This is a genomic window from Leuconostoc citreum (assembly GCF_007954785.1).
Classification (GTDB): Bacteria; Bacillota; Bacilli; order Lactobacillales; family Lactobacillaceae; genus Leuconostoc; species Leuconostoc citreum.
The window spans coordinates 1020434-1046581 of the sequence record NZ_CP042410.1 but is presented as its reverse complement, the minus strand read 5'-3'; the positions used below and the strand labels follow the sequence as shown (position 1 = coordinate 1046581).

Below are 26148 nucleotides of genomic sequence, written 5' to 3'. Positions count from 1 at the left end.
AAAAAGACCTATAATATTAATTTGTACTTATTAACAAGAGGTTGGTGCTATACAATGTTATACCTCGATAAAGGAGAAAATCACCATGAATCAATCAACTAAAATTATTATTGGTGCTGCTGCAGTTGTGATTGTTGGTGGCGGTATTTATGCTGCTACGACGGGTCAAAAAAAATCCGATGCAGAAACACACAAAGGCGCAAAGCTTGGTCTTGTATTAGATACAGGTGGTGTTGACGACCATTCATTTAATCAGTCAGCTTGGGAAGGCGCTAAAGCTTACGCCAAGGCGAATAATATGAAGTCAGGGCAGAATGCACCGGTAACTTATTTTACAACGGCAGATCATTCGGATTTGGATCAAAACTTCAATTTAGCGACAAAAAACAAAAAGTATAATATTGTTTATGGTATCGGTTATTCGTTGAATCAAGCGATTACAAAATCAGCTCAGCTTAATCCAAAACAGAATTTTGTGTTAGTTGATGATATCGTGACTAATCGGCCAAATGTCGCTTCAGTGATGTTTCGTTCTGAGCAATCATCGTATCTAGCCGGTGTGGCTGCTGCAACAAAAGCCAAGGAGAATGGCGAAAAGACGCTTGGCTTTATTGGTGGCATTCATGGAAACATTATTGATGCCTTTGATGCTGGATTTGAGGCGGGTGTTAAAGCAACTGACCCCACATTAAAAGTTGAAAAACAATATGCTAACTCATTTACAGATTCAGCAAAGGGTAAGACCATCGCTGCAACAATGTATGCATCTGGTATCAAGACAATTTTTGCTGCTGCTGGATTTGTTGGTAATGGTGCATTTTCAGAAGCTAAAGCTGAAAACACTAAATTGACCGCCGATTCAAAGGACCGTCTCTATATTATTGGTGTCGATCGCGATCAAAAATCTGACGGGGCATACACTTCGAAAGATGGTAAGTCAGCAACCTCAACATTAGCTTCATCAATTACTTCTGTTGGCGATGGTGTTAAAAATATAGCAACTGATTACAATAAAACTAAAAAATTCCCTGGTGGCAAGACGATTGCCTATGGCTTAAAAGAACATGGTGTCTATTTAACTGATTCAGAGTTATCAACTTCAGAAAAAGCAGCAGTAGAAAAAGCTCAAAAAGCAATCATCAACGGTACAATTAAAGTACCCAATCACCCTGAGGGGTCACAATTTAACCAAAAATTCTAAATAGTTATCGTAAAAAGCGTCCGAGTAGGGGTGCTTTTTTGTTATAATGGAATTAGTATTTTTAAGTAGAAAGGCGAGACAAATGGCTTTTAAGCAACAAGTATCGATACCGGGAGATGCAACTTATCAAATAAGTCAAGATATTAAAAAATATACATTGGGTGATTTGGGCTTTATAACTAATAACGCCGGTGCTTATGTGTTACATCGCTCCTTAGAGCCGGAAAAAGCATTGGCAAATGCCATACAATTAAAAGTAACTGTCAATAAAGAGTTAACTGGCTTTAAATTAAGCACTGTTTCTGCTGGTGATTTGGCACGTATTGATATTTTTAAGCATGCACAGGCGACTAACATGGTACAACTGTATCAATTTTTTATGACGGAATTAGTAGCACGTGGTGTGCTGGAAAAGATTTAATATGACGAAATTTTACTTTGTACGACATGGTCAAACTGAATGGAATCTTGAACGGCGCTTTCAGGGTGGCAATGGCGATTCTGAATTATTGCCCTCAAGCTATGACGACATGATTAAGGTCGGCGAATACTTAAAAGATGTTTCTTTTGCGCATGTCTTTGCCTCACCATTACGACGGGCACGAATAACTGCAAAAAACATTTTGCGAACAATGAAATATCGTGGGCATGTCTCATTACGATCTAATATTGCTGAAGTTGGGTTGGGTCAATGGGAAGGCGAATTAGTTGCAAACGTGAAACAAAAATATGCAACAGCATACTATAATTACCGTGAAAATTTAGATGAATTTGAAGGACAAGAATTTGACGGTGAAGGCTACACTAAAGCAGAGAAACGATTTGTTCGATTTATCAAAAATTTAGCAGAAAAGTATCCGGATGATAATATTTTAATTATCTCTCATGGTATGGCATTATCATTTGGTATCAATGGGCTACTTCAGACACCACGAATGGCTATTCGTGAAAGAGGTGGGTTAAGTAATACATCGACTACAATACTGTCAACCGAAGACGGACAAACATTTAAAGTTGTTGACTGGAATAATACGTCTTATCTTAATAAAGCACAGAACGATACAACGACAATATAGTGATAATGGAGACCTGAAGTAAGACGACGCATGGTTTATCAGGAAGAACAACAATTAGATAAGGTATCTGGTACGTTACAACATGTGATTTTTGCGTCTAATGACTCTTATTTCAAGATTTTGTCTATTCAAATAGATGATGCAACGTTAAACCAATGGGATGAACCAGAAATTATTGCTACTGGGACATTTGCTGATGTTCAGGAAGGCAGTATGTATGCTTTTTATGGCACAATCGTGCGGCACCCAAAGTATGGTAAACAACTCAAGGTGGTGAGGTATGAGCATGAAATGCCGCCAGACGAAAATGGATTAATTAAATACTTTGCTAGTGGGCAATTTTCTGGTATTGGTCAAAAAACAGCTGAAAAAATTGTCGAACATCTAGGCTTAAATGCTGTAGATTTAATCTTAAAGGACGCCACTGTGTTAGATGGCTTAGTAAAGCCTGCGACAGCACAAAAGTTAGTACGTAATTTACAATTAAATCTAGGGTTAGAACGACTATTTCAAATTGGTAATCAATTTGGTATTGGAGCAGATATTACTGGCCGTTTATATGATCAATACGGTCAAGAGGCACAAGATATTTTGTTGCACGACCCTTATCGTCTCGTGTTTGAATTTGATGGTATATCATTTAAAGTAGCTGATGTAGTCGGTCAACAATTGGGCATCGACAGATTAGATACCAAACGTTTACAGGCTGCAGTATATGCGGCCATCATGAATGTGAGTTTTCAGTATGGCCATACATACGTCACGCGTGAACAACTCCGGCAAATAAGTTATCAATTATTACGTGAAAATCGGATTGACTCAGCTATTGATTCAGCGATAACGATGTTGATTGAACAGCATGTTTTAACAGTTGACGACGATAAAATTTACGCAACGACCCTTTATGTCGCTGAAAATAAGGTTGCACAGCATTTGACACGCTTGGTCCATGCACCAGCACCGATTGACCTAACAGCAGCTGATGTTGATTCAGGGTTTGACACACCAAGCCAATTAATATTAGATGACACACAGATTGCGGCCGTCAAAGCAGGGCTTAATGCGCAGGTGTTTTTATTAACTGGTGGCCCGGGAACTGGTAAAACCACTATTGTTAAATCAATTGTTGCGACGTGGCAAAAAATACTACAGCACCATGCCAAATTTGCCGATAATGCTCAGGATTTTTTAAAGTTATATGCCGTTAAAATGGCCTCCCCAACTGGTCGAGCAGCTAAACGGATGACTGAAGTGACTGGACATGATGCGACAACTATTCATCGTTTACTTGGAATTACTGATTTGGGGGAGCCGGAATTTGATAACGAAAATCCAATTTTCGGTGGACTCTTAATCATCGATGAAGCCTCAATGCTGGATATTGAGTTAACGGCTAAGTTGTTGGCAGCCATTCCTAGTGGTATGAAATTGATTATCGTTGGTGATTCAGATCAACTACCTTCCGTGGGGCCGGGCAATGTCTTAGCTGATTTGGTTAACAGTGGTATTCTGCCACACATTGAGCTTGAAACGATTTATCGACAAGGCCGTGGTAGTAGTATTACCGCATTAGCACAAAATATTAAAAGTGGCCGATTACCTGAGGATTTCTTAGAGAATAAACATGATCGTTCCACGTTCATGGTATCACCAGAGCAAGCAGAAACAGCGATTAAACAAGTTGTACAAGCTGCAATTAAGAAAAACTATACACAAGATGACCTACAAATATTAACACCCATTTATAAAACATCAGCTGGTGTGCTGACATTAAATACGATGGCACAAGCACTATTTAATCCAGAAAAGGCAACGAAAAAGTCACTGCAATTTGGGCACACCTATTTTCGTAAGGGTGATAAAGTTTTACAGTTGGAAAACGATAGCGAGCGGGATGTTTACAATGGTGACATGGGCACAATTATTGCTGTTCAATCTAAACAAGATAAGGGCAATGAAGATCATGAAGACCGTTTGGTCGTTGATTTTGATGGCAAAGAGTTAGCATATACTAAAAAAGATCTCAGTCAACTTACTTTGGCATACGCGACAACAGTTCACAAAGCGCAAGGGAATGAATTTAAATTGGTCATTATGGTCCTGACCTCTCAATTCGGTCTTATGCTGAATAGGAACCTATTGTACACAGGAATCACACGAGCTAAAGAAGCATTAATTTTGGTTGGTGATTATCAAGCTTTCAATCGGGCAGCCAAAACACCGGTGCCACAACGTGCGACTACTTTAAAGCAGCGCTTACAAGCATCAATTGTCGACAATAAAACCTCTGAAAAAACAATTATCAAGCAAGATGAGCCCGAGAAAACCGTTCTAACTTACCAACTGACAGCTGGTATTATTTCGGCGCAAACCATTGATCCAATGATTGGTATGAACGAGGTTACCCCAGATGATTTCATGTTAAATTAAAAAATGCTGTTATAATAAAATTAGAAAGAAAAATGGAGAGCATGATATGACGCCCCCTGAATATCAAATATTTAGTCTTGGAAGTAATCCACAATTAGCAACAGAGATTGCCCAAATTTTAGACATTGAGTTGTCCACTATTGATGTCAAACAGTTTGCAGATAATGAAATTTATGAACGTATTCACCAAACGGTTCGCGGACGTGATGTTTATGTGATTCAGGGTATTACAGAGCCTGTAAATGATAACTTCATGAAATTGATGATTTTTATTGACGCCGCAAGACGCGCCTCTGCTCGAACAATCAATGTGGTTATTCCGTACTTTGGTTACGCACGTTCAGACCGTAAAGCGCGCTCTCGCGAACCGATTGTTGCACGGCTAATTGCTAATATGTTAGAATCGCAGGGTGTTAAGCGGGTTATCACACTTGATTTACACGCTGATCAAGTTCAAGGATTTTTTGATATCCCTGTTGACCACCTAATTTCAATGCCGGCACTCGGGCACTATTTTTATGCTAATCAGTTATTAGGTGATGACCTCGTCGTTGTTGCACCAGATCATGCTAGTGTTAGCCGTGCTCGCAAATTTGCGAAATTATTGCATGCCGAATGGGCTGTAGTGGATCATCGTACTGAAGAAAAGGTTACCAATAAGCCTGACAGTGTTACTGGTAACGTCAAAGGAAAAAGAGCAATTCTCTTAGATGATATTATTGATACTGGCTCAAGTATGATGGTTGCCAGTCAGGCATTAGTGGCTGCGGGTGTTACGGAACTATATGCTGTCGCGCCGCATGCTGTTTTATCTGATCATGCTGTTTCTAAATTAGAAAATTCTGCTATTAAGCGGGTGTTGGTAACCAATAGTATTGAAGTACCTGAGACAAAGCAGTTTAACAAATTAACGCAAATTTCTGTTGCTGAACCATTTGCTGAAGCGATAAAGCGAGTGGCGGCTTGCGAAAGCATTGAAGATATTTTAAAAAGTCCGGATAATTTGGATGTGAAATTATGAAATCAGTTGATATAAAGCCACTATTATCACCAGAATGGGGGATGGTAGACCAACATGCTGTAACCACGCAATTTGGTGCCACTATTCAATTTAACGCGCATCATGTCAAAAAGGTACAATGTACGTTCCAAAGGTCTTATCCCGGTCTATCTTTTGCTGTTAAAATGGGTGCCACAGTTTGGCAAGATGTCACTGTTGATGGTGAAACTTTATCTTTTGCTGTACCAGATAATATGACAGATGTTGCGATTACCGTCATGCTACGCACTATTGCCTGTGATAGCCTCACACTGTGGTCAGAGCAAGTGATACTGCTAGGTATGAGCGTGGATCAAGGTGATATAACACCAATTGAAATAAATAAACCCTTTATAACATTTGTTGGTGATTCCATTTCTGCTGGCGAAGATATGGCAATTGATGGGCATCATCCGGAATTAAGTTATCCCTATTTAGTTGCTACTGCACTAAACAAGCCAATGAGTCGTATTGCTTATGGTGGCACAGGGCTTACCGCACATGCGCCTTTTCAGCAGCCAACAGCTATTGAAGCGTTATGGCACGTAGCAGAAAATGTTGCGCGACGACGCGTTATAACAGATTTAGTTATTGTGAACTATGGTACAAATGATTTTAATTACCATGCAACGGCCGACAGTTTTGCTTTTGGGTTACGTATCTATTTGCTTGAGCTGATCAAACGTTTTCATACAGCTAGAATTATTTTACTTGTCCCTTTAAATGGGGCATTTAAAACGGTATTCCAAGAAGAAATCAAGCGTTTTTCGCAGTTTACGTTATTTGACGCTTCACAATGGCTCGCAACAGATGAACGTGTCCACCCAAATATTTTAGAACATCAACAAATTGCAGAATATATTTTGAAAGGAATTTAATTATGGTATATGCAGCAGATGAACAGCGTTATGAAAAATTACCTTACCGTCGAGTGAGTGATTCGGGTTTGATTTTACCAGCCGTGTCATTTGGTTTATGGCGGAATTTAGGTGACCAAATGCCACTTGAAAACTCTAAGAAAGTAATTCTTAAGGCATTTGATAGCGGTATATTTAGTTTTGATAATGCCTCTAATTATGGACCAAGTAATGGTACGGCAGAAGAAACTTTTGGACAAGTTTATCGTAGTGATTTGAAGCCATATCGCGATGAATTGGTCATTACGACAAAGGCAGGATATCACATGTGGCCTGGTCCGCTAGGCGAATTTTCTGGCAAAAAAACACTCACTGCAGCACTCGACTTAAGTCTAAAACGTATGGGGTTGGATTATGTGGATATCTTTTACGCGCATCGTTGGGATCCCAACACAAGGTTGGAAGAAACAGCACGCGCACTTGATTTAATCGTACGACAAGGTAAAGCACTTTATGTTGGTGTATCAAATTATACAGCTGAACAAACAGAGGCAATTGCAAAAATATTCGATGATTTGGGCACACCATTTATTGGTAATCAAGTATCTTATAATATGTTAAATCGCACGGCAGAAGAAGATGGCTTATTGTCAGTCCTTGATAAGCATCACGCGGGCTTGATTGCATATGGTCCGTTAGCTGAAGGGCTTTTAACTGATCGATATCTGAAAGCTATTCCGGATGATTATCCTATCCATCGTACAAATGAGTTCTTATTTGAGAATGGTAAGGATAAATTGATTGAGAAACTAAATGCACTAAACTTAGTTGCACAAGCCCGTGGGCAAAAGCTGTCGCAAATGGCGTTAGCTTGGTTACTCAAAGATCAACGTGTTGCCAGCGTCGTGATCGGCGCCAGTAATATTGAACATTTGGTTGATAATTTATCATTCAGTGATCACATGGCGTTTAGTACAGATGAAATAGCAAAAATCAATAAAATTTTAAATTAACAAAATTAAGTGTGACTATCACATAAAAAACAGCCAATATGCTAATACATATTGGCTGTTTTTTGATCAGCACCTGCATCATTGAGAAATTTTAGAGGTGCAGGTGCTGATCAAAAAAATGTTCACGAAAATATTGAGGCGTGGTACCAGTTAAGTCTTTAAATGTTTTAATAAAATAACTTTGTGACGAAAATGATAACAACTCAGAAATTTCGATGGTACTTGATTCACAGGCGATGAGTAACTCCTTTGCTACCGCCACTTTTCGTTGTCTGATAAACTGGGTAATTGTCAGTTTATATTCTTTTTTAAATGCAGGGTTGAGTGTTTTTTTTGATGCATGTAACGCACTTGCAATATCGTTTAAAGTAATATTTTCGCCAATGTGCTCATTAATGTATGATTTTATACGTAAGTGCAGCGGTAGAAAGTTTGTTGTACGGTATTCCTTGATTGTTTGAAAATAATACCAAGTAATACCTTGAAGTACTTGCGAAAAAGTTGGAATTTTCTTGATAGATTCAAGCTCTTTCATTAATTCGTGATGCACTTTAAAAGCTAAAGAAACGGGATAACCCCATTGAATAACCGCACGGTTCAAAATAGCAATATACGAAATTAAATAGTTTTTTTCTAAACGAGAAGTTGTGTAACTATCATTTTGGACGTTAAACAAATTAATTTGGGATATTCTTTCCAGTGCATTAATGAGGTCATTTTGATGAGAATAGATAATGGCTTGGATGATATCTTTTTCTACTTTGTAATAAGCCGCTGAACCAAACTTTATGATCATACCATTCTGGTCTACTTTGCTTATATGTTGGAGATGTAGCGTTTCATCTGGTGCGCTTCGTGACGTTTTCAACGTATAAATGATCTGTGCAATAGATTTTAAATTTGTTAATGTACTCACAAGCAACAGCTCATTAAATCGCGTAAAAGAATCACTATAGTCAAACCAAAAAAGAACAGCTATATTAATATCTGTTCTAACTAATAAAAAGTGACCTAAGTGATAGCTAAACGATTGGTAGGTACTATCATTTTCTATGTCGCTTTTTTTGATTAATTGTTGTAAGGTGTGTTTTTTTGAATCCGATATAGGTGTTAAAGCGATAATTTTTTGTGTGTCAATGGTTAATTGAAATGCTTTTGCATGAAGGATGTCCGCTAATTTTTCTAACTCTGTCATCTATTAAAAACCCCCAGTAATTAGTCTGCACCATTATTTATCTATTAAATTATAAATAGTGCCAACATACCCTTACATTATAGAGCATTCATTATTGCATATTTTCTGTTTTGCGATAGAAGGTTCTTTTTTTGATATTAAAGAACTTTATTTAACATGATTAATATATTTTAGTAGATGATAATAAGTTTAATTAGAAAAAACAATCATTGTGATATAAATGGCCCGATATCAAGATGGTTAGAGCTAAAAATTAGTGTCGCAACATCAACTTATCGTTAAAAAGTATCAATTAGCAAGTATGAATTTAAAAAGTCTATCATTTACTAGTGAATTTAATATCGGTGTGTTTTTCCAAAATCATATGCAGCCTCTCATTATCATAGGGTGTTGGTTTTTGTTAGTTTTGCTCATGCTATGGGCCAAACACTATCAGAAAAAATATAGGTGGCTTTATAAGACGAGCTTAACTATTGTCGTGCTGCTTAGCTTATTTAGTTTAGGCATTTGGGTCTATCAAGAAAATCTTTTCAATATTAGTGATAAAACGCGTCACATTAGTATGGTACGTGAACAAGTCCGTTTTAACAAAAAAATAAGAGCAGATAATACCTCTGTGGTTACAATACAAAAAATGGTTATGCGCGAAGCGCAAACTGAGCAGCGATTAAAAAAACAAGGATTTGTGTCAATACCGAGTCAGGGGATTTTATTACCGATTTATAATGATGCTTATTCAACCGTTGGATTAAATGCTGGGGCTAATTATGCTAATTGTTCGCAAAATGATCCTGAGGGTGATAAGATTCCAATAATGGGGCAAGGAAATTATGGCCTGGCAGCACATAATTTCAATGATGGTCGTACTGGGTTTAGTAGTTTACAGGAATCAACAAATCACAACGCACCTTATTATGTAAAGGGACAATTGAACAAATCATCTTGGTTAAATGGTAAATACATTTTGCTAGCTAACAATAAAGGTATATATCGTTATAGTATTGTTGGGCAAACGACGGTTAGCGAAGACGATACAGCTATATTAAACGATAGTCAGACACCAAAACTAACTATTGTCAGTTGCCTTTTTCCATCAGTTCAGTATCGTATTGTGACACATGCAAAATTAGTTCAGGTAGACACTTGGAATCATGCATCACGGCATGATGTTAATCAATTTAATTTAAAGATTAGAGTAACTAATGCGCATGCTAGCTGGTATAATCCAGGTATCGAAGAGGGTGCTAATGGTGATGCAGGGGGCACCAAACCATAAAAAAGCACGACCTTTTGGTCGTGCTTTTTTATGGTTTAAAGGGGTTGAATCCATGTATTTTGCGCCCCAGATTTAGTAAGTGCATTGGCAATTGTGATTGCTTCATCATTATTTTTAGCCAGAGCAAACATTGCGCCACCAATGCCTGCACCCGTCAGTTTTGCGCCTAATGCACCAGCATGAATTGCTGCATTAACTAAATTATCTAGCTTTGGATGGGATATACCTAATGACTGTAACTCATGATGGGCAGCCGTAAATAGTAAACCAGCATGCTCTGGCTGATTCTGAGCTAAGTCGATACGCACTTTTTCAGCGATCTTGCCGAGATGGGCAATTTTTTGCCAGGTTAAGTCATAATCGCTGTCTAGATTACCTTTTACAATATTGACAGCATGCATGGTTTGACCATGAATACCAGTATCGGCAACCACGAGGGTGCCTGTTAATGACATTTTGAAGGGGGTTGGTAAATCATTTTTAACAAACCAGATGGGATCTGTTGAATTAACAGTGGCTGCATCAAGTCCGGAAGCTGAACCATGAGAAATGCTTTCTTCAAGGTCCGTAAAATATTTTAATTGCTCGGGAGATAAGGGTGTATTAGCAAAGTCAAAAAAAGCCTTTGTAATAGACGTTGCAAAAGCAGCCGAAGCACCAAAGCCTCGTTCTTGTGGGATATTTGTATCGATTTCAATCGTGAATGGTGCTTTTTGTAGTTGAAAGTGTGTAATTAAGCGTAAAATTAATTGCCGTAAGCCTTCGACGTTAGCGCCGAGTTCATCAAGGCCACCATGAAACGTATTGCTTTCAATTGTTTGCCCAACAAAAGCGGGTTGAATGGTTGTTGTGACGGTAAGATTTGTTAACGGGATGGCGATTGCGGGCTGGTTATATACAACAGCATGCTCACCAACTAAAATTATTTTGGCATGGGCTTTACCAACACCAATCATTTGACTGATCATGTTTTTTCTCCAATTTGTCCTATACTATTGTACCGCAAGATAGTAAATAGTGTAAAATGATAGAAGAATAGCGTTGTTAAGTTTAATCTAGGTGATTTGTTTAGGTGAAAGTTAACAGCGCTATTCGAAAATAACATAAAAGAAAGGTGTTTTTATGAACGCCAACAAAACATTTGTGGTTGTTGATTTAGAAACAACAGGGCAAAGCGTCGCGAAGGGTGGTAGAATCATCCAAATTGGGATGACCTTTATTAAAAACCGTCGAATCATTGATCATTTTGAATCATTTGTTAACCCAGCACAACCAATTGATCGTAATATCCAACAGTTAACGCATATTTCTCAAAAAGAAGTCAAAAATGCGCCTTATTTTGAAGAAATCGCGCCTGTGATTCAAAATCTATTGACAGATACGGTAATTATTGCCCATAACGTGAATTTTGATTATCCTTATCTCAATGATGAGTTTGCACGTACCGGTTTTCCTGAGTTAACAAATGCTGCAATTGATACGGTGCAATTAGCACAGATTTTATTGCCAACTGCACCGGGATATCGTTTACTGGATTTGACAACCTATCTCAATATTACTTTAAATAATGCTCACCGTGCCAATGCAGATGCGCATGCTACTGCGTTACTATTTCTAAGTCTGTGGCAACGTGCAGAGCAACTACCGACATTAGTATTACAGCAGCTACAAAATGGTAATTGGCCATTACTGCGTCAAACACAGGCATTTTTGCAACTTATTAAAGCAAAGTCAAAAAGATCAGATATCGAAGTGGTTTCACAATTGGCAGTTAAAAAGCCAACGCCAGTTATTGAGAGTGGCCCACAAAAATTGCCGGTATACCCAACGACTGCCCAAGACAAAGCTGCGCAGTTTGGGCATTGGCTCACACCAAAGGAAGCTCAAAATGAGCTAATGAATCGGGTAAATGTTTTTATATCGAAACGAGCGGACGGCATTTTAACCATGTTAACGGCGCCTAAAATCGGTAAAACATTGGGTTATTTAGTCCCCTTATTGTTAAATGCTGCATCAAAGCCTTTAATGCTGTTGACTAATGATGAAAGTTTACAAATACAGCAACGCGAGTTAGTACAAAAAATTGCTAAGCTACTTGATATTCGTGTCCAAGTTGCTACGCTATATGATGCCTCAGACTACATTGATGTTGCTATCTTTAATCAATTATGCCAACGTACTGAAGATACGGCACAAGTACAATTTTTTAAAGCACGAGTATTAGTTTGGCTGACGCAAACCAATACTGGCTTATTACATGAAATTCAAGTTGGAGCCAGTAACATACCCTTGATTGATGAAATACGCAGTGACGCGTCAGGTCTGTTTTTTAAGCGTGCGCAAGCGACTGTTGATGCCTCGGACGTGTTAATCATGAATTTTGAGACATACTTTAACCAAGCCAATACATTATTAACAGCACGTCATCTAAAAAAATGGCCCGTGGTCACGATGGAGACGCCGAACCAATTTGTTAGTGATTTAGAAGCGTTTTATCATGTTAGCATTGATCTTAAAGCCTTGCAAAATAGCTTAAAAAGTATTGTTAATCAGGAAATTGTTGGTTTAACACACAAGCAACGATTGTTTATCAAACAAAGTGTTGGTGAGGCTTTAAAGCTTATTCGTCAGATTTATCAATCGCAACACACAGTGACAAATTTAAAACGAATAGAACGCCTATTGATTATTATCTCGCGCTTATCGGAAGTCTTGCAAATTAGTGGACACAGTTCATTACCGCGTGAATGGCAAAGTGTGAAGCAACAGTTAGCTAAGGTAAGAAGATTACAACAGCAAACAGTAATTGAAAATCAAATCGATGAAACGTTAGTAAACGATCAAAAAGCCATTATTTATCACTATCGTGTACCAATTACGTATGCCTATCACAATATGTTTATCAACCACATTCATAAACTATTGGTCATCAGTGAGTATTTGGATACTAAAATTAGCGAATTTTTACGTGATACACCTGAAAATATGACGGTAGAGCGTGACTTTATTCATAATGATACGCAAGCCATCAGTTTAGTTCAACTTGGTAAAACATCACCGATACTTCATTTACAGGCGATGACACAAAAAAACATTGGTGAAATTGTGGTCATTGTACCTGATATAGAACGTGTGAATCATTGGTATCAAAAGTTAAGACATGTGATTACAACAGAGTATAATCTGGTAGCTGAAGGCATTACAGGATCATTAGAAAAAATCCAGAGACAAAGTCACAGTGAACAACCTAATATCGTTATTTTGACGCCAAAAGTTTTAACCACAATGTGGCTCCGTGATCAAGAGTTGCCACGTATTGTCGTGGTACCAGAACGCTCTGTTTGGCAGCCGGTTTCCCGTTTGGCATTGGTCTTGACGGAAATGCAGCGTCATCCTGCCGCGTTATTGGTTACACAATTGAACGCCATGCAGCGTCATCGATTCAAATCACAACTGAAAATTATATCTAATTTGAATCATAAACAAAATTTGATAACACAGTATGACCATATTTTGAATGATTTTTGATATAATTAATCTAGTTATGCGTTGGAGGAAAAGATAAGATGATGCAATTTAGAGACGATATTCGAATTCGCCAACGTCAACGCCGGCGACATGTGCACTGGGCGCGTGTTTGGTTTATTATCGCTGGTATCGGTATCGTCATCGCTGCATTAGTTTTGGGCTATTTTTATATCGCTTTGTCACCTATAAGGCAGGATGAAGACCGTTTACAGAAGTTGGTAAAAGCACATTCTGATATTGCTACCGTGCAGCAGGTCAGCGTTGATTATCGTAAAGGAACAACTTACGCAGTTATAGGGACAACAACTTCTGGTCATGAAAAAGTAGCCATTGTCCATGGTCAGTCGTCACAAGTTAAAACTTATGATAGGGCGGCTGGCTTATCCAATGACCAATTACGTCGTTTAATTTTAAAAACGTATCAGCCTAAAAAAGTGTATTCAGCTAATATTAGCGATTACAAAGGTGCATTGGTTTGGGAAGTGAGCTATCGTTCACAAAATAATAGTTTGAATTTTGTGACACTAGATTTTAAGACCGGTCAATCTTATCGTACAATTAATGGTTTGTAAGGGAGATAAAATGATTTCAAAGCGTATACAAGCAGTACAACCTGCAGCAACTTTGGCAATGAGCCGTATGGCAAAGGATATGCAAGCTCAAGGTATTGATGTCATTAATTTAGGTGTGGGGGAATCTGATTTTCAAACACCTGATAATATCACGCAAGCGGCTATTAAAGCCATTGAGAATCATCAAACGAGTTTTTATACACCAACCAGTGGTTTGAACGCTTTAAAGTCTGCCATTGTTAGTCAGGTAAAAACGCGATATGCTGCTGATATTTTGATAGATAACGTCACAGTAACCACTGGTGCAAAATTATCGCTATTTGCTTTGATGCAAGTGTTACTAAATCCAGGAGACAATGTTGTTTCAGCGGCGCCGCTATGGGTGAGTTACGTAGAACAAATCAAGCTGGCTTCAGGGAAGCTTCATGCGATTATTCCAAACAATCCAGAATTGAAATTAACTCGCGAAGACTTAGACGCTTTTCCTGAGCAAATTAAGTTAATCATTGTTAATTCCCCTAATAATCCGACAGGACAAGTGTATTCTAAAGCCGAAATAATGGCGATTTTAGAATGGGCAGAAGCGCATGAGACTTATGTCATTTTGGATGAAATTTATGGACAATTAGTATATAATGGCACAACTTTCACATCTGGTCTGCAAATTCAGTCCCTTGAAAATAGCCGTATGATTATTGTCGATGGTGTGTCAAAGGCTTATGCTATGACTGGTTGGCGGATTGGTTGGACCTTAGCATCATCGGAAATCATTAAGGGAATGAATAAGTTGTTGGATCACATGACATCCAATCCAACAGCTGTGGCACAGTATGCAGCGATTGAAGCTTTACTTGGTGACCAATCAACTGTGGAAACGATGCGTTTAGCATTTGAACAGCGCTTGAACAAAACATTCGATGCACTCAATAGTGTGCCAGGGCTTCAAGTTGCTGTTAAACCGCAAGGCGCTTTTTATCTCTTTCCGAAAGTCGATAACAGCATAATGTTGGCTGCTGGTGTGAATAATACAAATGATCTTTCAATGAAATTGTTACAAGAGGCTCATGTTGCACTGCCTGCAGGCGAAGGCTTCAGTATGCCGGGTTATTTACGTATGGGTTACGCAAAAGATCAGGCAGTCTTAAACGAAGCGGTTCAAAGATTGACAAATTTTTTTCAACAATATAAATAATTTTAAAATAGGAGTAGTATATTGATTTCGCATTTAGCGGGCGATATACAGAAACAAAATGTCACAAGAAATACCTACCATTCAAATCATTGATGCTAAGAAATATGTCGGACAAACCGTAAAAATCGGCGCATGGCTCCGTCAAAAGCGTGGTTCTGGGAAAATAGCTTTCCTACAATTGCGCGACGGTACAGCTTTCTTTCAAGGCGTCGTAGCCAAAGCAGATGTTCCCGAATCAGTATTTGACGTTGTCAAGAGTTTGAAACAAGAAACAAGCCTTTATGTTGTCGGCGAAATTCACGAAGATGAACGGTCATCTTTTGGTTATGAAATTGCTATTTCTGATGTGGAAATTATCGGCGAGAGTCATGATTACCCAATCACACCAAAAGAGCATGGGACAGAGTTTTTGTTCGATGAACGTCACCTTTATCTGAGACATTTAAAACCATTTGCGACCTTGAAAATTCGTAATACATTGATTGCTGCGACCTACGAATTTTTCAATGAACGTGGCTTTACTAAACTTGATTCACCATTGCTTACTGGCTCTGCCCCAGAAGGTACGACAGAGCTTTTTGAAACAGACTATTTTGGGGAACCAGCCTTTTTGTCACAAACAGGACAATTGTACGCTGAAGCAGGGGCTATGGCCTTTGGAAAGGTCTTTACTTTCGGCCCTACTTTTAGAGCTGAAAAATCAAAAACACGACGCCATCTTACTGAATTTTGGATGGTTGAACCCGAAATGGCATTTATGCATCAAGAAGAAAGTTTGGAGATACAAGAGGCTTATATTGCCTTCTTGATTGCCAAGGTATTAGAACGTAACGAGCAGGAGCTTGATATATTAGAACGAGATAAGGATTTGTTACGGTCATATACTGAGTTGCCTTATCCACGCGTGAGTTATGATGATGCTATTAAGTTACTCCAAGATAATGGTTTTGATGTTGCGTGGGGTGTTGATTTTGGGTCACCTGAAGAAACTTTCTTAGCTAATCACTTTGCTAAACCAGTATTTATTGTGAACTTCCCGAAGGCCATCAAAGCTTTTTATATGAAGCGCCATGCAACGCGTGATGATGTGGTTATATCTGCTGATTTGTTGGCACCTGAAGGTTATGGTGAAATTATTGGTGGTTCTGAGCGTGATACGGATTATGACTACCTCAAGGAACGTATTGCGGCCGAAGGGTTGAATCAGGATGAATACGAATGGTATCTTGATTTACGTAAATATGGTTCTGTACCACATTCTGGTTTTGGATTAGGACTAGAGCGTATGGTGACTTTCGTAACAGGGGAAGAACACATTAGAGAAGCGATTCCATTCCCACGTATGACAAACCGTCTGAGACCTTAAGTGGCAGTATCAATTTTTATCCTTTACCACTGGGTAAAAAATGTTAAAATTGACTATAGTAAAAAACGTCCAAGTTAGACTTGGACGTTTTTATCAAGTGTTTTAGATAGAATATGATGGTAGGATATGGCGTTAGAAAAAAGATTACAACAATATATTCAGGCAGGACAAACGAATATTAATAATGATTTGCTGCTACATTATCAAGATATAGGGATGGATAATGATGACCTCGCGTTATATCTTCAGGTGATGCGTATTCAAGCGCAAGGCAATCAAGCAACGCCTAAAATTTTAGCACAAGTGCTACATATTACAGAGACCGTTGTGATTGCGCGGTTGAAAAGCCTGATAGCGCGAGACCTAATGGTTATTTCAACAGCGACCAAGCAAGTTGAAACGTATGATTTTCTGCCTATGATTGAAAAATTAGTACAAGGTCAAAAGATTAGTACCACACCAGTTATGTCAGATGGTAAGTCGACACGACGTGAAATCTTTCAAACAATTGAATCAGAATTCGGTCGACCATTAACACCTATGGAAATGCAAACAATTGGGCAATGGTTTGATCAAGATCATTTTGAGCCTGATTTGATGTTGCTTGCGATACAGGAGGCTGTGGCGAATAATGCTCGGAGTTTAAGATATATTGAAACAATTCTGATTAACTGGCAACGAGACCAAATTAAAACGCCAGCGCAAGCACAGATTGCTAAACAAAAAAGGCGAGGGGTCACTTATACATATGATAATTTATTTTAAAATAATTTTGGGTACAGCTTTTTCTAAGTCCAAATGAAAGCCATAAATTGGTTTTAAGTTAGGCGAATAAAGTTGTGTTTCACGTCCCATGTCTTGTAACCTAGCGGTTAATTGAGACAATGTCATGGCCTTTTTGCTAGTTTCTAAGCAAATATTTGGGGAATCTGGTAAATATTGTAGCTCGCCTATCGCTAATATTTGATCGTTATTTTGCCAAAAAATAAGACTTTTATTAGACATAAATTGTGTTAAGTCTTGAAAATCACTAAGTTTCATCATGCATCTCCTGCCTGACTAGCATATTTTTATTAATCACATCACTACATAGTAGTATAAAGGAAAAATAATGGAAAAAAAATATCAAATTATGGCTACTGCTGCAGCGGGGCTTGAGTCTTTAGTTGGAAAAGAATTAGATCGATTAGGTTATGATAACCAAGTTGAAAATTATCGTGTGCGTTTTACGGGCACTGCACGTGATATTTTGACGGCAAATGTCTGGTTACGCACGGCGGATAGAATTAAAATCATTGTCGGAGAGTTTGATGCCAGAACCTTTGACGACTTGTTTGAAGGTGTTAAAGCATTACCTTGGGAAGATTTTTTGAATTATGATTCTGAATTTCCGGTCGCTGGTCGTTCAAAAAAATCAGAATTATTTAGTGTCCCTGATGTGCAAGCCATTACTAAAAAAGCGATTGTCAACCGATTACAAGAGGCCTATCATATTCGTACGCGGTTACCAGAAAATGGTTATTTTGCGCAATTAGAGGTCATGATTGATAAAGATCATGTTATGGTGACATTAGATACCACTGGACCATCTTTGTTCAAACGTGGTTATCGTGTGAACAAGGGCGGTGCACCATTAAAGGAAAACTTTGCGGCTGCACTCGTCTTACTTACTAATTGGCATCCTGATCGGCCTTTTGTTGATCCGACAACTGGATCAGGCACGATTGCAATTGAAGCAGCACTAATCGGTCGCAATATTGCCCCTGGCTTGATTCGTGATTTTGACATTGAACAAATGGATTGGTTTGATAAGTCATTATCTGACATTGTACGCGATGAGGCTGAAGCACAGGCAGATTACGATCGACAGTTGGATATTGAAGCTTTTGATATCGATGAAAATATGGTTAATATTGCCATCGAAAATGCTAAACATGCTGGTCTAGGAAAAGATATCACCTTTAAACAATTAGCTGCTAAGGACTGGACTACGGACAAAGTGAATGGTGTTCTCGTGTCAAATCCACCTTATGGTGAAAGATTAGGTGAGTTAGAGGCCGCTCGTGAACTTTATACAGAAATGGGTGACGTCTATCGTCAATTACCGAGCTGGAGTAAATACATTCTTACAAGTGATTTGGATTTTGAAACTTCATTCGGGGAAAAAGCAACTAAACGTCGTAAATTATATAATGGCGCTATGCGAGTTGATTATTTCCAATATTGGGGTAAGCGTGCAAAATAAAAAACAAGTTTTATGCATCATGCATAAAGTTTGTTTTTTATTTTGTCTATTACTGAGCATTATGTACGATTATTTGTTGTTAGAATGGTGAGCAGATTAATGATTTTTAGAAAGAGAGTGTCATTATGTCAAAAGAAGCCAAGATGATGGATATTTTTTCTGCCCAATTAAAGACAGTCACACCTAGTCCTATTCATACATTTAGTGAAGCGGTCGATCATGTCCCAAACATTCTAAAATTAACAATTGGCGAACCGGATTTTAATGTTCCGGAACACATAAAACAAGCCGCCGTTGCAGCGATTAGTTCAGATGATTCACATTATTCAGTATCCGCTGGTACCTTGGCATTGAGACAGGCAGCTAGTCAATTTTTAAAAAGACACTATGATTTGAACTATCGAGCAACGACAGATATATTAATTACGATTGGTGCGACTGAAGCACTGTATGTTGTCTTAGCCAGTATTTTAGATGAAAATGATGAGATACTGATACCTACGCCGGCTTACCCGGTTTATGCACAAATGACGCGCATCAATGGTGGTCAACCAGTGCTCATAGATGTTTCTGATGACGACTTTGTGTTAACGCCAGAAAAGCTAAAGCAGACAATAGCAACGCATCACCATATTAAAGCAATTATTATCAATAATCCATCCAATCCCACAGGAATCACTTACTCTGAAACACAAATTAAGGCACTAGTTAGTGTATTAAAAGATACTAATATTTTGATTATTTCAGATGAAATATATTCTGAATTAACATATAATGGACAGCATGAATCTATTGCTCGCTATCTACCTGAACAAACTGTTGTCATTAATGGGGTTTCTAAAGCGTATGCCATGACAGGTTATCGCATTGGCGTATTGGCAGGGCCAACACTATTAATAAATGAATTCAATAAGGTCCACAGTTTTATTATTATGACACCTTCTAATCCCGCGATGGCTGCAGCCAAAGTGGCTTTTAGTAGCCAAGAAAGCCTAGTATCAACTGCTAAAATGAAACAAGATTATCAGCATCGACGTGACTATTTAGTCAAGGCACTAAAGCAATTAGAGTTCGAATGCATAGTACCCAATGGCGCTTTTTATGTTTTTGCTAAAGTACCAGATGATTTTATACAAGATGACGTGGCGTTTGCTAACGATTTGGTAGACAAAGTACAATTAGCAGTTGTTGCGGGTGCGGGATTTGGCCCCGGTGGTGCGGGATATATTAGAGTCAGTTATGCTGCTGCGATGTCTAAGTTAGAAGAGGCTGTAGCGCGATTGACTTGTTACGCAGGAATTATTAGGAAATAGTCTGTATTTTTATCAGGCACATGGTAAAATGTGACTACTCAACTTACTTTAGTTGTTAGTTTTTATCTATGAATCATGAAAAAAGGAGATATATTTGGTTAACTTGATATGCTATCAAAAATTAATCGAGTATTTTAATAATAATGCCAGCAGTATACATGCGAGAAGCGCAGCAGTCTGATTGCACAGTGATTGAGCAAATCATCAATCAAGGTCGCGCTTTTTTAAAAGCTCAAGGTTTAAATCAATGGCAAGGGACATATCCCAACAAAGACACGATTAGTGATGATATAGCGCGTCAACAAGGTTATGTTTTGCTATTAGATAATTCAGTTGTTGGTTATGCAGCGGTGATCGAAGGGCAAGACCCAATTTATGATGCGATTGAAAATGGCGAATGGTTAAATTCAACCACTAACTATGCTGCGATTCATCGTTTTGTTATTTCTAATCGTTATCATGGTCAAAAACTAGCCCAACGTTTGATGTCATGTATTTTTACTTATTTCATAGCATTAAATTGTCGTGATTTCAGAATAGATACCCATCCAAATAATGTCCCTATGCAGGCTGTTATCACTGGTAATGGCTTTCATTTAAAGGGGCATGTTTACATTAATGATGGACAATCGCGTGAGTTGAGATGGGCATATCAAATTGTGATTTAGTGTTTATTTACTTATTATTAGTAAGCTGATATGATAATAAGGTATCTATTTGCAAAAGGAGGAAATACACGCTCTTAAAAAAAGCACGTGTATTCAATGATATGTTATTTAAACAACTACAACAGCAACGGCGCTCTATTTACTCACTCGGAAAAAATATTGCGCAGACACCAGAAACAATATCTGATATTGTAACCACAGCGGTTAAGGCCTCTCCAACAGCTTTTAACAATCAATCCGTCAGAGTAGTGGTACTGACTGGAAATTCACATGACAAACTATGGCAAATTGTAATCGACAGTTTAAAAACGCAAGTATCTGATCAAGCGGCTTATACTAAGTCAATAGAAAAAATTAAGAATAGCTTTTTATCTGCCTATGGTACTGTGCTTTTTTACACAGATATGAGCGTGGTTAAGTCTTTTGAACAGAATGTGCCATTGTATGCTGAAAATTTTTATGATTGGTCAGAGCAGGGTCACGCCATTGCAGAGTATGCTACATGGCTAGCATTGACGGAGAATGGTATGGGTGCTTCGTTACAACATTACAATCCATTAATTGATGATCAAGTTGCTGCAGCATTTAATATCCCTGACGCGTGGCGTTTACGTGCGCAAATGCCTTTTGGGGAAATTTTGGCAGTACCATCAAATAAAGATACTATTGCTGATGATGAGCGTTTTAAGTATTTTAACTAATTAAGCATTGTCTTGTCACCCATGATAATCATGGGTGGCTTTTTAAATTGTGACAACCTAGACATTTAAGTGTAATACATATTTAGTATAATCGTAATGAATATAAATATTGGAGAATGGCATTGTGAAGAAGACTAAATGGATTGTGTTAGTTTTATCGACGACATTTTTTATTGGCATAGAGCGCGTCTCTGCCTCAAGTGCAGTGAATGACTATATTTTAAAAAATAATATTACACCTGCAAGAGAACAAGTGAATTATCGTATTACGATGCAAAATCCTGCTAATAATGGTGGGATTAATATGAACTTTAAATTTGGCAAGCCACAGATGGTGATTATTCATGATGTCGGGGTCGAATTTAGTACCATAGATAATGAAATTACTTATATGGTCAACCATCAGGACAGTGCATTTGTGCATAGTTTTGTTGATGGCAGTCAATTAAAAACAATTGCGGATACTTCTAAAATTGCCTGGGGTGCTGGCCCTTTTGGTAATCGCTATGCTGACCAAATTGAGCAAATTCGAGTGAACAGTAAAGGCGAATTTGCGCAACAGATTGCCTCACTGGCAAATTGGACAGCTAACCAAATGATTAGGTATGGTATGGGAGCGCCAAAGTTAGTGTCAATTGCCAATAAAGACTTAGATGGTAATTTGGCTAGTCATGAAAATATTTCGTATAAATGGGGCGGGACAGATCACGTTGACCCTGTGGCTTACTGGAATGGTCGTGGGCAAAAGTATTTTTATCAAAAATATGATATGAGTCAATTCCGTGATTTGGTTGCTTATTATTACAACAAAAGTTCATTTGATACGATGAGCAATCAAAAAACAGTGAACTATTCAGCACAAATTAATGAAAATGGTCGTAATGACGGCTTGTTTATTGGTGGGCCATGGCGTGCTACAAACAGCAGTATGCGTGCAGCAGGTATGGCGCCACAGTATGACCAACAGCGCGTAACAGTCACACAAACTGCTGATACAACGAATGGCAGCTGGGCTGAAATCGTATTAACCAATGGTCAAAAGTACTGGGTTGACATAAAAGCATTACAAGCTGTCGACACGATACGTAATCAAAAAATAGTGAACTACACAGCACAAGTTAACGAGAACGGTCGTAACGATGGCTTGTTTATTGACGGGCCATGGCGTGCAACTATCAACAGTATGCGTGCAGCAGGTATGGCGCCACAATACGATCAGCAGCATGTGACAGTGACTCAGACTGCTGACACAAAGAATGGTAGCTGGTCTGAAATTATGTTATCAACTGGTCAAAAGTACTGGATTGATAGCAGAGCGCTACAAGCTGTGGACGCCATGAGCAATCAGAAAGTAGTCAATTACGCAGCGGAAATTAATGAAAATGGTCGAAATGATGGCTTGTTTGTCGGCGGGCCATGGCGCGCAACCATTAGTAGTTTGCGTGCAGCAAGTATGGCACCGCAATATGATCACCAGACAGTGACAGTGACTCAGACTGCTGATACAAAGAACGGTAGTTGGGCTGAAATTCTATTAACAAGTGGTCAGAAATATTGGATTGACATTAAAGCGCTAAAGTCCATAAATGCTTTTGATGCCATGAGTAACCAAAAAACAGTTAACTATTCAGCACAAATCAATGAAAACGGTCGAAATGATGGTTTGTTCATCGGCGGACCATGGCGTGCAACTGTTAGCAGCATGCGTGCAGCAGGTATGGCACCACAATACCATCAACAACGTGTCACTGTCACACAAACAGCTGACACAAAGAATGGTAGTTGGGCTGAAATGACCTTAACAAGCGGCCAAAGGTATTGGATTGATATCAGGGCACTGAAGACACTAGAATCATTTGATGCTATGAGTAATCAAAAGGCTGTTAATTATCAGGCACGCATTAATGAGAATGGCCGTAATGATGGTTTGTTTATCGGTGGACCATGGCGTGCGACATTAAATAGCATGCATGCGGCTGGTATGGCACCACAGTATGATCAACAGACCGTTACTGTCACACAAACGGCCGATACAAAGAATGGTAGTTGGGCCGAGATTACAATGCGGAGCGGTCAAAAGTATTGGATTGATTTGCGGGCGTTATCAGCTAGTCAAACACCTACTGGACAAAAAGATATCAATATTAATCAGTTATCATTAACAGGGGTTTCTGTAACACAGAAACAATGGCTCAGCAACTTGTTGCCAGATGCTGTAACGGTTGCAAGGAATAATAATTTGTGGCCATCAGTTGTGTTGTCACAAGCAATTACTGAAAGTGCTTGGGGCCAAAGTGAACTTGCAACGCAGGCGAATAATTTGTTTGGTGTCAAAGCCACATCAGATTGGCATGGTGCTGTATATAATGTGAAGACACGCGAAGTCGCTCATCAGGAGATGTCGGTTGTCGATTTTACCAATAAAACCATACATGTTAAAAAAGGTGATAGCTATTATGTGATGGCAGCATTTAAAAAATATACGACACAAGCGGATGGTTTAAATGATTATGTCGATAAAATGGCTACCAATTATCGTCAAGCATTAAGATCAAATTCAACAAATTATCGTGATGCCGCAACACATTTGCAACAAGCAGGTTATGCAACTGATCCGAATTATGCAAGTAGTATGATTACGCGTATAGCAAGGTATGTACTCAATGCGTTTGATTAATAATTAATAGTAGGGGGCAAAGAATGTTAAAAAAAATAATTAGTGGTGTGATTGTTTTGATTGTTATCGTTGGTGGATTAGTCGTGTGGGGACATAGTAACAAAAAAACGCCGACAACTGTCACAGAGAAGGCGACATCACAATCGCAATCTAAAACCACCATGTCGAGTGAACCGTCAGATAAAAGTATCGCAACGTCTCAGACGGAACAAACGTCACAAGCAACGACAACTGATGCACAACCTAGTGCAAGCAGTAGTGTTGTTGCTAATGGTGCCGGACATGAGTCGGAAGAAAAGCAAATTGCGCAACAATCAAGTCAAGCTGGCCAAATCATGACAGTTGCGGCTGCAAGACAGGCTATGAGGCAAGCAGGGATTGACGATGGTGCATTTTCTAATAACGATATTAATGGCTATATCATCAAGTCAAATGCCGCCAAGCAAGACTTTATTAGTTATCTTAAGTCACAAGGATTTTAATTAAAAAGCAAGTAATCCGTATTAACGGGTTACTTGCTTTTTGTTTTCAAAAATTTTTCTTTCATCTCAGCTAGTTTTTCAGCTTTTGTCAGTTGTGTTTGTTGTGTTGATTTGTATTTAGCGTTAGCTTGTTTTTGTTTAAAATCAATTTGATAACGGCCCATTGTCAATCCTCCTGTTTATTTACTTTATCTAGTATACGTTATTTGCTGAGTTACTGCCATTAAATTGATGTGAACATGATAAAATAACACTAATAACAACGAATCAGTAGGAGTATAAAATGGTTAATTTAGCTGATGTTGCGCGACAAGCGCATGTTTCCAAAATGACAGTTAGTCGCGTCATTAATCACCCAAATCAGGTGTCTGACGAAGTACGTGACTTGGTTAACCAAGCCATTAAGGCGGTAGGCTATCAACCAAATCGAATAGCTAAAGCATTAGTTAATCAGCAAAACTATGTTATTCAATTTATTGTATTAGAAGATATTGCTACCGTTGAACCGAATTATGCCATATTATTATTAGAAATTGCTGAAGTGTTGAATCAAAAAGGCTATACTCTAGAAATTAGTACCATACTGGAACCAAATAGTCACGTTGATGGACTGATTGTTAGTGGCTGGCGTGATTCAGATCTTGAACGTCTATCAGCAATTAATGTGCCAATGGTGCTCTATGGGCAAGCGCCTACATGGTATGATTTACCTTACGTTGATGTGAATAATCGTATGGGAACAAGCTTAGCTACAACACATCTCATTGAAGCAGGATACAAAAAGGTGATTTATATTGGTATGACAATGGCACTCCCTTTTGTATGGGAGCGAGAACAAGGGTATTTGGAAACAATGGCTAAACATCATCTTGTCTCCAGAACTTATGACGTGTCTAATCATTCGCACGATGCAGAAAAGTTAATCCAGAATATTATAGCGCACCTACCAAAAAATACAGGCATTGTTTGCGCTACGGACCGCATTGCGTTAGGAGTTGTCAGAGCATTGAAAGCACAAAGCCAGATACCTGAAAACTATGGTGTTGTCGGATTTGATGGTGTCTTTATTGATCAAATCACATCACCTAAGTTAACCACGATTAAGCAACCATTTCGGCAGTTGGCTAATACTTTAGTGTCTAATTTGCTGAACCAGTTGCATCATAGTGAATTAAAAATGGAGTTAATTCAGCCACGGTTAGTAAAAAGAGATTCAACGCGTCAAGTATAAAAACATGTTATCGTTAACATGTAAAACACTATATCATTTTTTGCAAGACGACTTTATACTAAATTTTGTAAGCGTTTACAAAATTT

General features: G+C 38.5%; 24 protein-coding genes. 20 read left to right on the top strand and 4 right to left on the bottom strand.

Features of this window, described 5'->3' with window-relative positions; translation table 11 throughout:
* Positions 1-85 precede the first annotated feature (85 nt).
* The 7 genes from FGL72_RS05200 to FGL72_RS05170 all read left to right on the top strand — a co-directional run bounded on the left by FGL72_RS05200 (position 86) and on the right by FGL72_RS05170 (position 7616).
* Positions 86-1201: a BMP family lipoprotein gene (locus tag FGL72_RS05200; RefSeq protein WP_040190075.1), complete on the top strand. Its 1116-nt coding sequence runs from the start codon at positions 86-88 to the stop codon at positions 1199-1201.
* A gap of 82 nt (positions 1202-1283) precedes the next feature.
* Complete coding sequence (locus tag FGL72_RS05195; RefSeq protein ID WP_004903455.1) at positions 1284-1622, top strand: DUF1831 domain-containing protein; 339 nt, start codon at positions 1284-1286, stop codon at positions 1620-1622.
* Between the two features lies 1 nt (position 1623).
* Complete coding sequence (locus FGL72_RS05190; protein WP_004903453.1) at positions 1624-2277, top strand: histidine phosphatase family protein; 654 nt, start codon at positions 1624-1626, stop codon at positions 2275-2277.
* Between the two features lie 30 nt (positions 2278-2307).
* Complete coding sequence (gene recD2, locus FGL72_RS05185; RefSeq protein WP_146992835.1) at positions 2308-4707, top strand: SF1B family DNA helicase RecD2; 2400 nt, start codon at positions 2308-2310, stop codon at positions 4705-4707.
* A 46-nt stretch (positions 4708-4753) separates the two neighbouring features.
* A complete protein-coding gene (locus tag FGL72_RS05180) occupies positions 4754-5728 on the top strand; it encodes a ribose-phosphate diphosphokinase (protein WP_085698922.1) in 975 nt (324 codons plus the stop codon).
* Positions 5725-6624 carry an SGNH/GDSL hydrolase family protein gene (locus tag FGL72_RS05175; RefSeq protein WP_085698924.1) on the top strand — a complete coding sequence of 300 codons (900 nt, stop codon included), beginning with the start codon at positions 5725-5727 and terminating at the stop codon, positions 6622-6624. The genes FGL72_RS05180 and FGL72_RS05175 overlap by 4 nt, the downstream gene beginning before the upstream one ends.
* A 2-nt stretch (positions 6625-6626) precedes the next feature.
* Positions 6627-7616, top strand: a complete 990-nt coding sequence (locus FGL72_RS05170) for an aldo/keto reductase (protein ID WP_004903445.1) — start codon at positions 6627-6629, stop codon at positions 7614-7616.
* A gap of 91 nt (positions 7617-7707) precedes the next feature.
* Here the strand turns inward: FGL72_RS05170 and FGL72_RS05165 are convergent, their stop codons facing one another.
* On the bottom strand, positions 7708-8811 hold the full coding sequence (locus FGL72_RS05165) for a helix-turn-helix domain-containing protein (protein ID WP_085698926.1): 1104 nt from the start codon (positions 8809-8811) through the stop codon (positions 7708-7710).
* A gap of 301 nt (positions 8812-9112) precedes the next feature.
* Between FGL72_RS05165 and FGL72_RS05160 the strand changes: the two genes are divergently transcribed.
* Positions 9113-10087 (top strand): class A sortase, encoded by a 975-nt coding sequence (locus tag FGL72_RS05160; RefSeq protein WP_241652888.1) that lies wholly within the window; start codon positions 9113-9115, stop codon positions 10085-10087.
* A 35-nt stretch (positions 10088-10122) separates the two neighbouring features.
* Here FGL72_RS05160 and mvk read toward each other — a convergent pair whose 3' ends face one another.
* Positions 10123-11055: a mevalonate kinase gene (gene mvk, locus FGL72_RS05155; protein WP_004907247.1), complete on the bottom strand. Its 933-nt coding sequence runs from the start codon at positions 11053-11055 to the stop codon at positions 10123-10125.
* Between the two features lie 154 nt (positions 11056-11209).
* Here mvk and FGL72_RS05150 point away from each other — a divergent pair, with 154 nt between their 5' ends.
* The 5 genes from FGL72_RS05150 to FGL72_RS05130 all read left to right on the top strand — a co-directional run bounded on the left by FGL72_RS05150 (position 11210) and on the right by FGL72_RS05130 (position 17510).
* Positions 11210-13615 carry an exonuclease domain-containing protein gene (locus tag FGL72_RS05150; protein ID WP_085698930.1) on the top strand — a complete coding sequence of 802 codons (2406 nt, stop codon included), beginning with the start codon at positions 11210-11212 and terminating at the stop codon, positions 13613-13615.
* Between the two features lie 38 nt (positions 13616-13653).
* Positions 13654-14187, top strand: coding sequence for a cell wall elongation regulator TseB-like domain-containing protein (locus FGL72_RS05145; protein ID WP_004904109.1), 534 nt, complete (start codon positions 13654-13656; stop codon positions 14185-14187).
* Positions 14188-14197: 10 nt separating this feature from the next.
* The gene (locus FGL72_RS05140; RefSeq protein ID WP_004904107.1) at positions 14198-15379 is read left to right on the top strand and encodes a pyridoxal phosphate-dependent aminotransferase; all 1182 of its coding nucleotides are present in this window, start codon (positions 14198-14200) and stop codon (positions 15377-15379) included.
* 58 nt (positions 15380-15437) lie between these two features.
* The gene (asnS, locus tag FGL72_RS05135) at positions 15438-16745 is read left to right on the top strand and encodes an asparagine--tRNA ligase (protein WP_004899955.1); all 1308 of its coding nucleotides are present in this window, start codon (positions 15438-15440) and stop codon (positions 16743-16745) included.
* A gap of 126 nt (positions 16746-16871) precedes the next feature.
* Positions 16872-17510: a DnaD domain-containing protein gene (locus FGL72_RS05130; protein ID WP_004899952.1), complete on the top strand. Its 639-nt coding sequence runs from the start codon at positions 16872-16874 to the stop codon at positions 17508-17510.
* Here the strand turns inward: FGL72_RS05130 and FGL72_RS05125 are convergent.
* Complete coding sequence (locus FGL72_RS05125) at positions 17502-17789, bottom strand: hypothetical protein (RefSeq protein ID WP_012305111.1); 288 nt, start codon at positions 17787-17789, stop codon at positions 17502-17504. The two genes, FGL72_RS05130 and FGL72_RS05125, sit on opposite strands and share 9 nt — an antisense overlap.
* Positions 17790-17856: 67 nt before the next feature.
* On the opposite strand from FGL72_RS05125, the gene FGL72_RS05120 reads away from it, so the two are divergent.
* From FGL72_RS05120 to FGL72_RS05095, 6 genes are all read left to right on the top strand, one after another.
* Positions 17857-18990: a THUMP domain-containing class I SAM-dependent RNA methyltransferase gene (locus FGL72_RS05120; protein ID WP_004899951.1), complete on the top strand. Its 1134-nt coding sequence runs from the start codon at positions 17857-17859 to the stop codon at positions 18988-18990.
* A gap of 125 nt (positions 18991-19115) precedes the next feature.
* The gene (locus FGL72_RS05115; protein WP_004904099.1) at positions 19116-20303 is read left to right on the top strand and encodes an aminotransferase class I/II-fold pyridoxal phosphate-dependent enzyme; all 1188 of its coding nucleotides are present in this window, start codon (positions 19116-19118) and stop codon (positions 20301-20303) included.
* A 143-nt stretch (positions 20304-20446) separates the two neighbouring features.
* Positions 20447-20971: a GNAT family N-acetyltransferase gene (locus FGL72_RS05110; protein WP_004899947.1), complete on the top strand. Its 525-nt coding sequence runs from the start codon at positions 20447-20449 to the stop codon at positions 20969-20971.
* Between the two features lie 101 nt (positions 20972-21072).
* Positions 21073-21672 (top strand): nitroreductase family protein, encoded by a 600-nt coding sequence (locus tag FGL72_RS05105; RefSeq protein ID WP_004899946.1) that lies wholly within the window; start codon positions 21073-21075, stop codon positions 21670-21672.
* A 124-nt stretch (positions 21673-21796) separates the two neighbouring features.
* On the top strand, positions 21797-24349 hold the full coding sequence (locus FGL72_RS05100) for a GW dipeptide domain-containing protein (protein WP_085698934.1): 2553 nt from the start codon (positions 21797-21799) through the stop codon (positions 24347-24349).
* Between the two features lie 23 nt (positions 24350-24372).
* The gene (locus FGL72_RS05095; RefSeq protein ID WP_004904090.1) at positions 24373-24831 is read left to right on the top strand and encodes a hypothetical protein; all 459 of its coding nucleotides are present in this window, start codon (positions 24373-24375) and stop codon (positions 24829-24831) included.
* 29 nt (positions 24832-24860) lie between these two features.
* Here the strand turns inward: FGL72_RS05095 and FGL72_RS09905 are convergent, their stop codons facing one another.
* Positions 24861-24995 carry a hypothetical protein gene (locus FGL72_RS09905; RefSeq protein ID WP_004899940.1) on the bottom strand — a complete coding sequence of 45 codons (135 nt, stop codon included), beginning with the start codon at positions 24993-24995 and terminating at the stop codon, positions 24861-24863.
* A 119-nt stretch (positions 24996-25114) separates the two neighbouring features.
* Between FGL72_RS09905 and FGL72_RS05090 the strand changes: the two genes are divergently transcribed.
* Positions 25115-26062, top strand: a complete 948-nt coding sequence (locus tag FGL72_RS05090) for a LacI family DNA-binding transcriptional regulator (RefSeq protein WP_085698935.1) — start codon at positions 25115-25117, stop codon at positions 26060-26062.
* Positions 26063-26148: the final 86 nt, after the last annotated feature.

Excerpts from the sequence above, each read along its gene's own strand:
- FGL72_RS05200 (WP_040190075.1), top strand. The coding sequence starts at position 86 with ATGAATCAATCAACTAAAATTATTATTGGTGCTGCTGCAGTTGTGATT.
- FGL72_RS05195 (WP_004903455.1), top strand. The coding sequence starts at position 1,284 with ATGGCTTTTAAGCAACAAGTATCGATACCGGGAGATGCAACTTATCAA.
- FGL72_RS05190 (WP_004903453.1), top strand. The coding sequence starts at position 1,624 with ATGACGAAATTTTACTTTGTACGACATGGTCAAACTGAATGGAATCTT.
- recD2 (WP_146992835.1), top strand. The coding sequence starts at position 2,308 with ATGGTTTATCAGGAAGAACAACAATTAGATAAGGTATCTGGTACGTTA.
- FGL72_RS05180 (WP_085698922.1), top strand. The coding sequence starts at position 4,754 with ATGACGCCCCCTGAATATCAAATATTTAGTCTTGGAAGTAATCCACAA.
- FGL72_RS05175 (WP_085698924.1), top strand. The coding sequence starts at position 5,725 with ATGAAATCAGTTGATATAAAGCCACTATTATCACCAGAATGGGGGATG.
- FGL72_RS05170 (WP_004903445.1), top strand. The coding sequence starts at position 6,627 with ATGGTATATGCAGCAGATGAACAGCGTTATGAAAAATTACCTTACCGT.
- FGL72_RS05165 (WP_085698926.1), bottom strand. The coding sequence starts at position 8,811 with ATGACAGAGTTAGAAAAATTAGCGGACATCCTTCATGCAAAAGCATTT.
- FGL72_RS05160 (WP_241652888.1), top strand. The coding sequence starts at position 9,113 with ATGAATTTAAAAAGTCTATCATTTACTAGTGAATTTAATATCGGTGTG.
- mvk (WP_004907247.1), bottom strand. The coding sequence starts at position 11,055 with ATGATCAGTCAAATGATTGGTGTTGGTAAAGCCCATGCCAAAATAATT.
- FGL72_RS05150 (WP_085698930.1), top strand. The coding sequence starts at position 11,210 with ATGAACGCCAACAAAACATTTGTGGTTGTTGATTTAGAAACAACAGGG.
- FGL72_RS05145 (WP_004904109.1), top strand. The coding sequence starts at position 13,654 with ATGATGCAATTTAGAGACGATATTCGAATTCGCCAACGTCAACGCCGG.
- FGL72_RS05140 (WP_004904107.1), top strand. The coding sequence starts at position 14,198 with ATGATTTCAAAGCGTATACAAGCAGTACAACCTGCAGCAACTTTGGCA.
- asnS (WP_004899955.1), top strand. The coding sequence starts at position 15,438 with ATGTCACAAGAAATACCTACCATTCAAATCATTGATGCTAAGAAATAT.
- FGL72_RS05130 (WP_004899952.1), top strand. The coding sequence starts at position 16,872 with ATGGCGTTAGAAAAAAGATTACAACAATATATTCAGGCAGGACAAACG.
- FGL72_RS05125 (WP_012305111.1), bottom strand. The coding sequence starts at position 17,789 with ATGATGAAACTTAGTGATTTTCAAGACTTAACACAATTTATGTCTAAT.
- FGL72_RS05120 (WP_004899951.1), top strand. The coding sequence starts at position 17,857 with ATGGAAAAAAAATATCAAATTATGGCTACTGCTGCAGCGGGGCTTGAG.
- FGL72_RS05115 (WP_004904099.1), top strand. The coding sequence starts at position 19,116 with ATGTCAAAAGAAGCCAAGATGATGGATATTTTTTCTGCCCAATTAAAG.
- FGL72_RS05110 (WP_004899947.1), top strand. The coding sequence starts at position 20,447 with ATGCCAGCAGTATACATGCGAGAAGCGCAGCAGTCTGATTGCACAGTG.
- FGL72_RS05105 (WP_004899946.1), top strand. The coding sequence starts at position 21,073 with ATGTTATTTAAACAACTACAACAGCAACGGCGCTCTATTTACTCACTC.
- FGL72_RS05095 (WP_004904090.1), top strand. The coding sequence starts at position 24,373 with ATGTTAAAAAAAATAATTAGTGGTGTGATTGTTTTGATTGTTATCGTT.
- FGL72_RS09905 (WP_004899940.1), bottom strand. The coding sequence starts at position 24,995 with ATGGGCCGTTATCAAATTGATTTTAAACAAAAACAAGCTAACGCTAAA.
- FGL72_RS05090 (WP_085698935.1), top strand. The coding sequence starts at position 25,115 with ATGGTTAATTTAGCTGATGTTGCGCGACAAGCGCATGTTTCCAAAATG.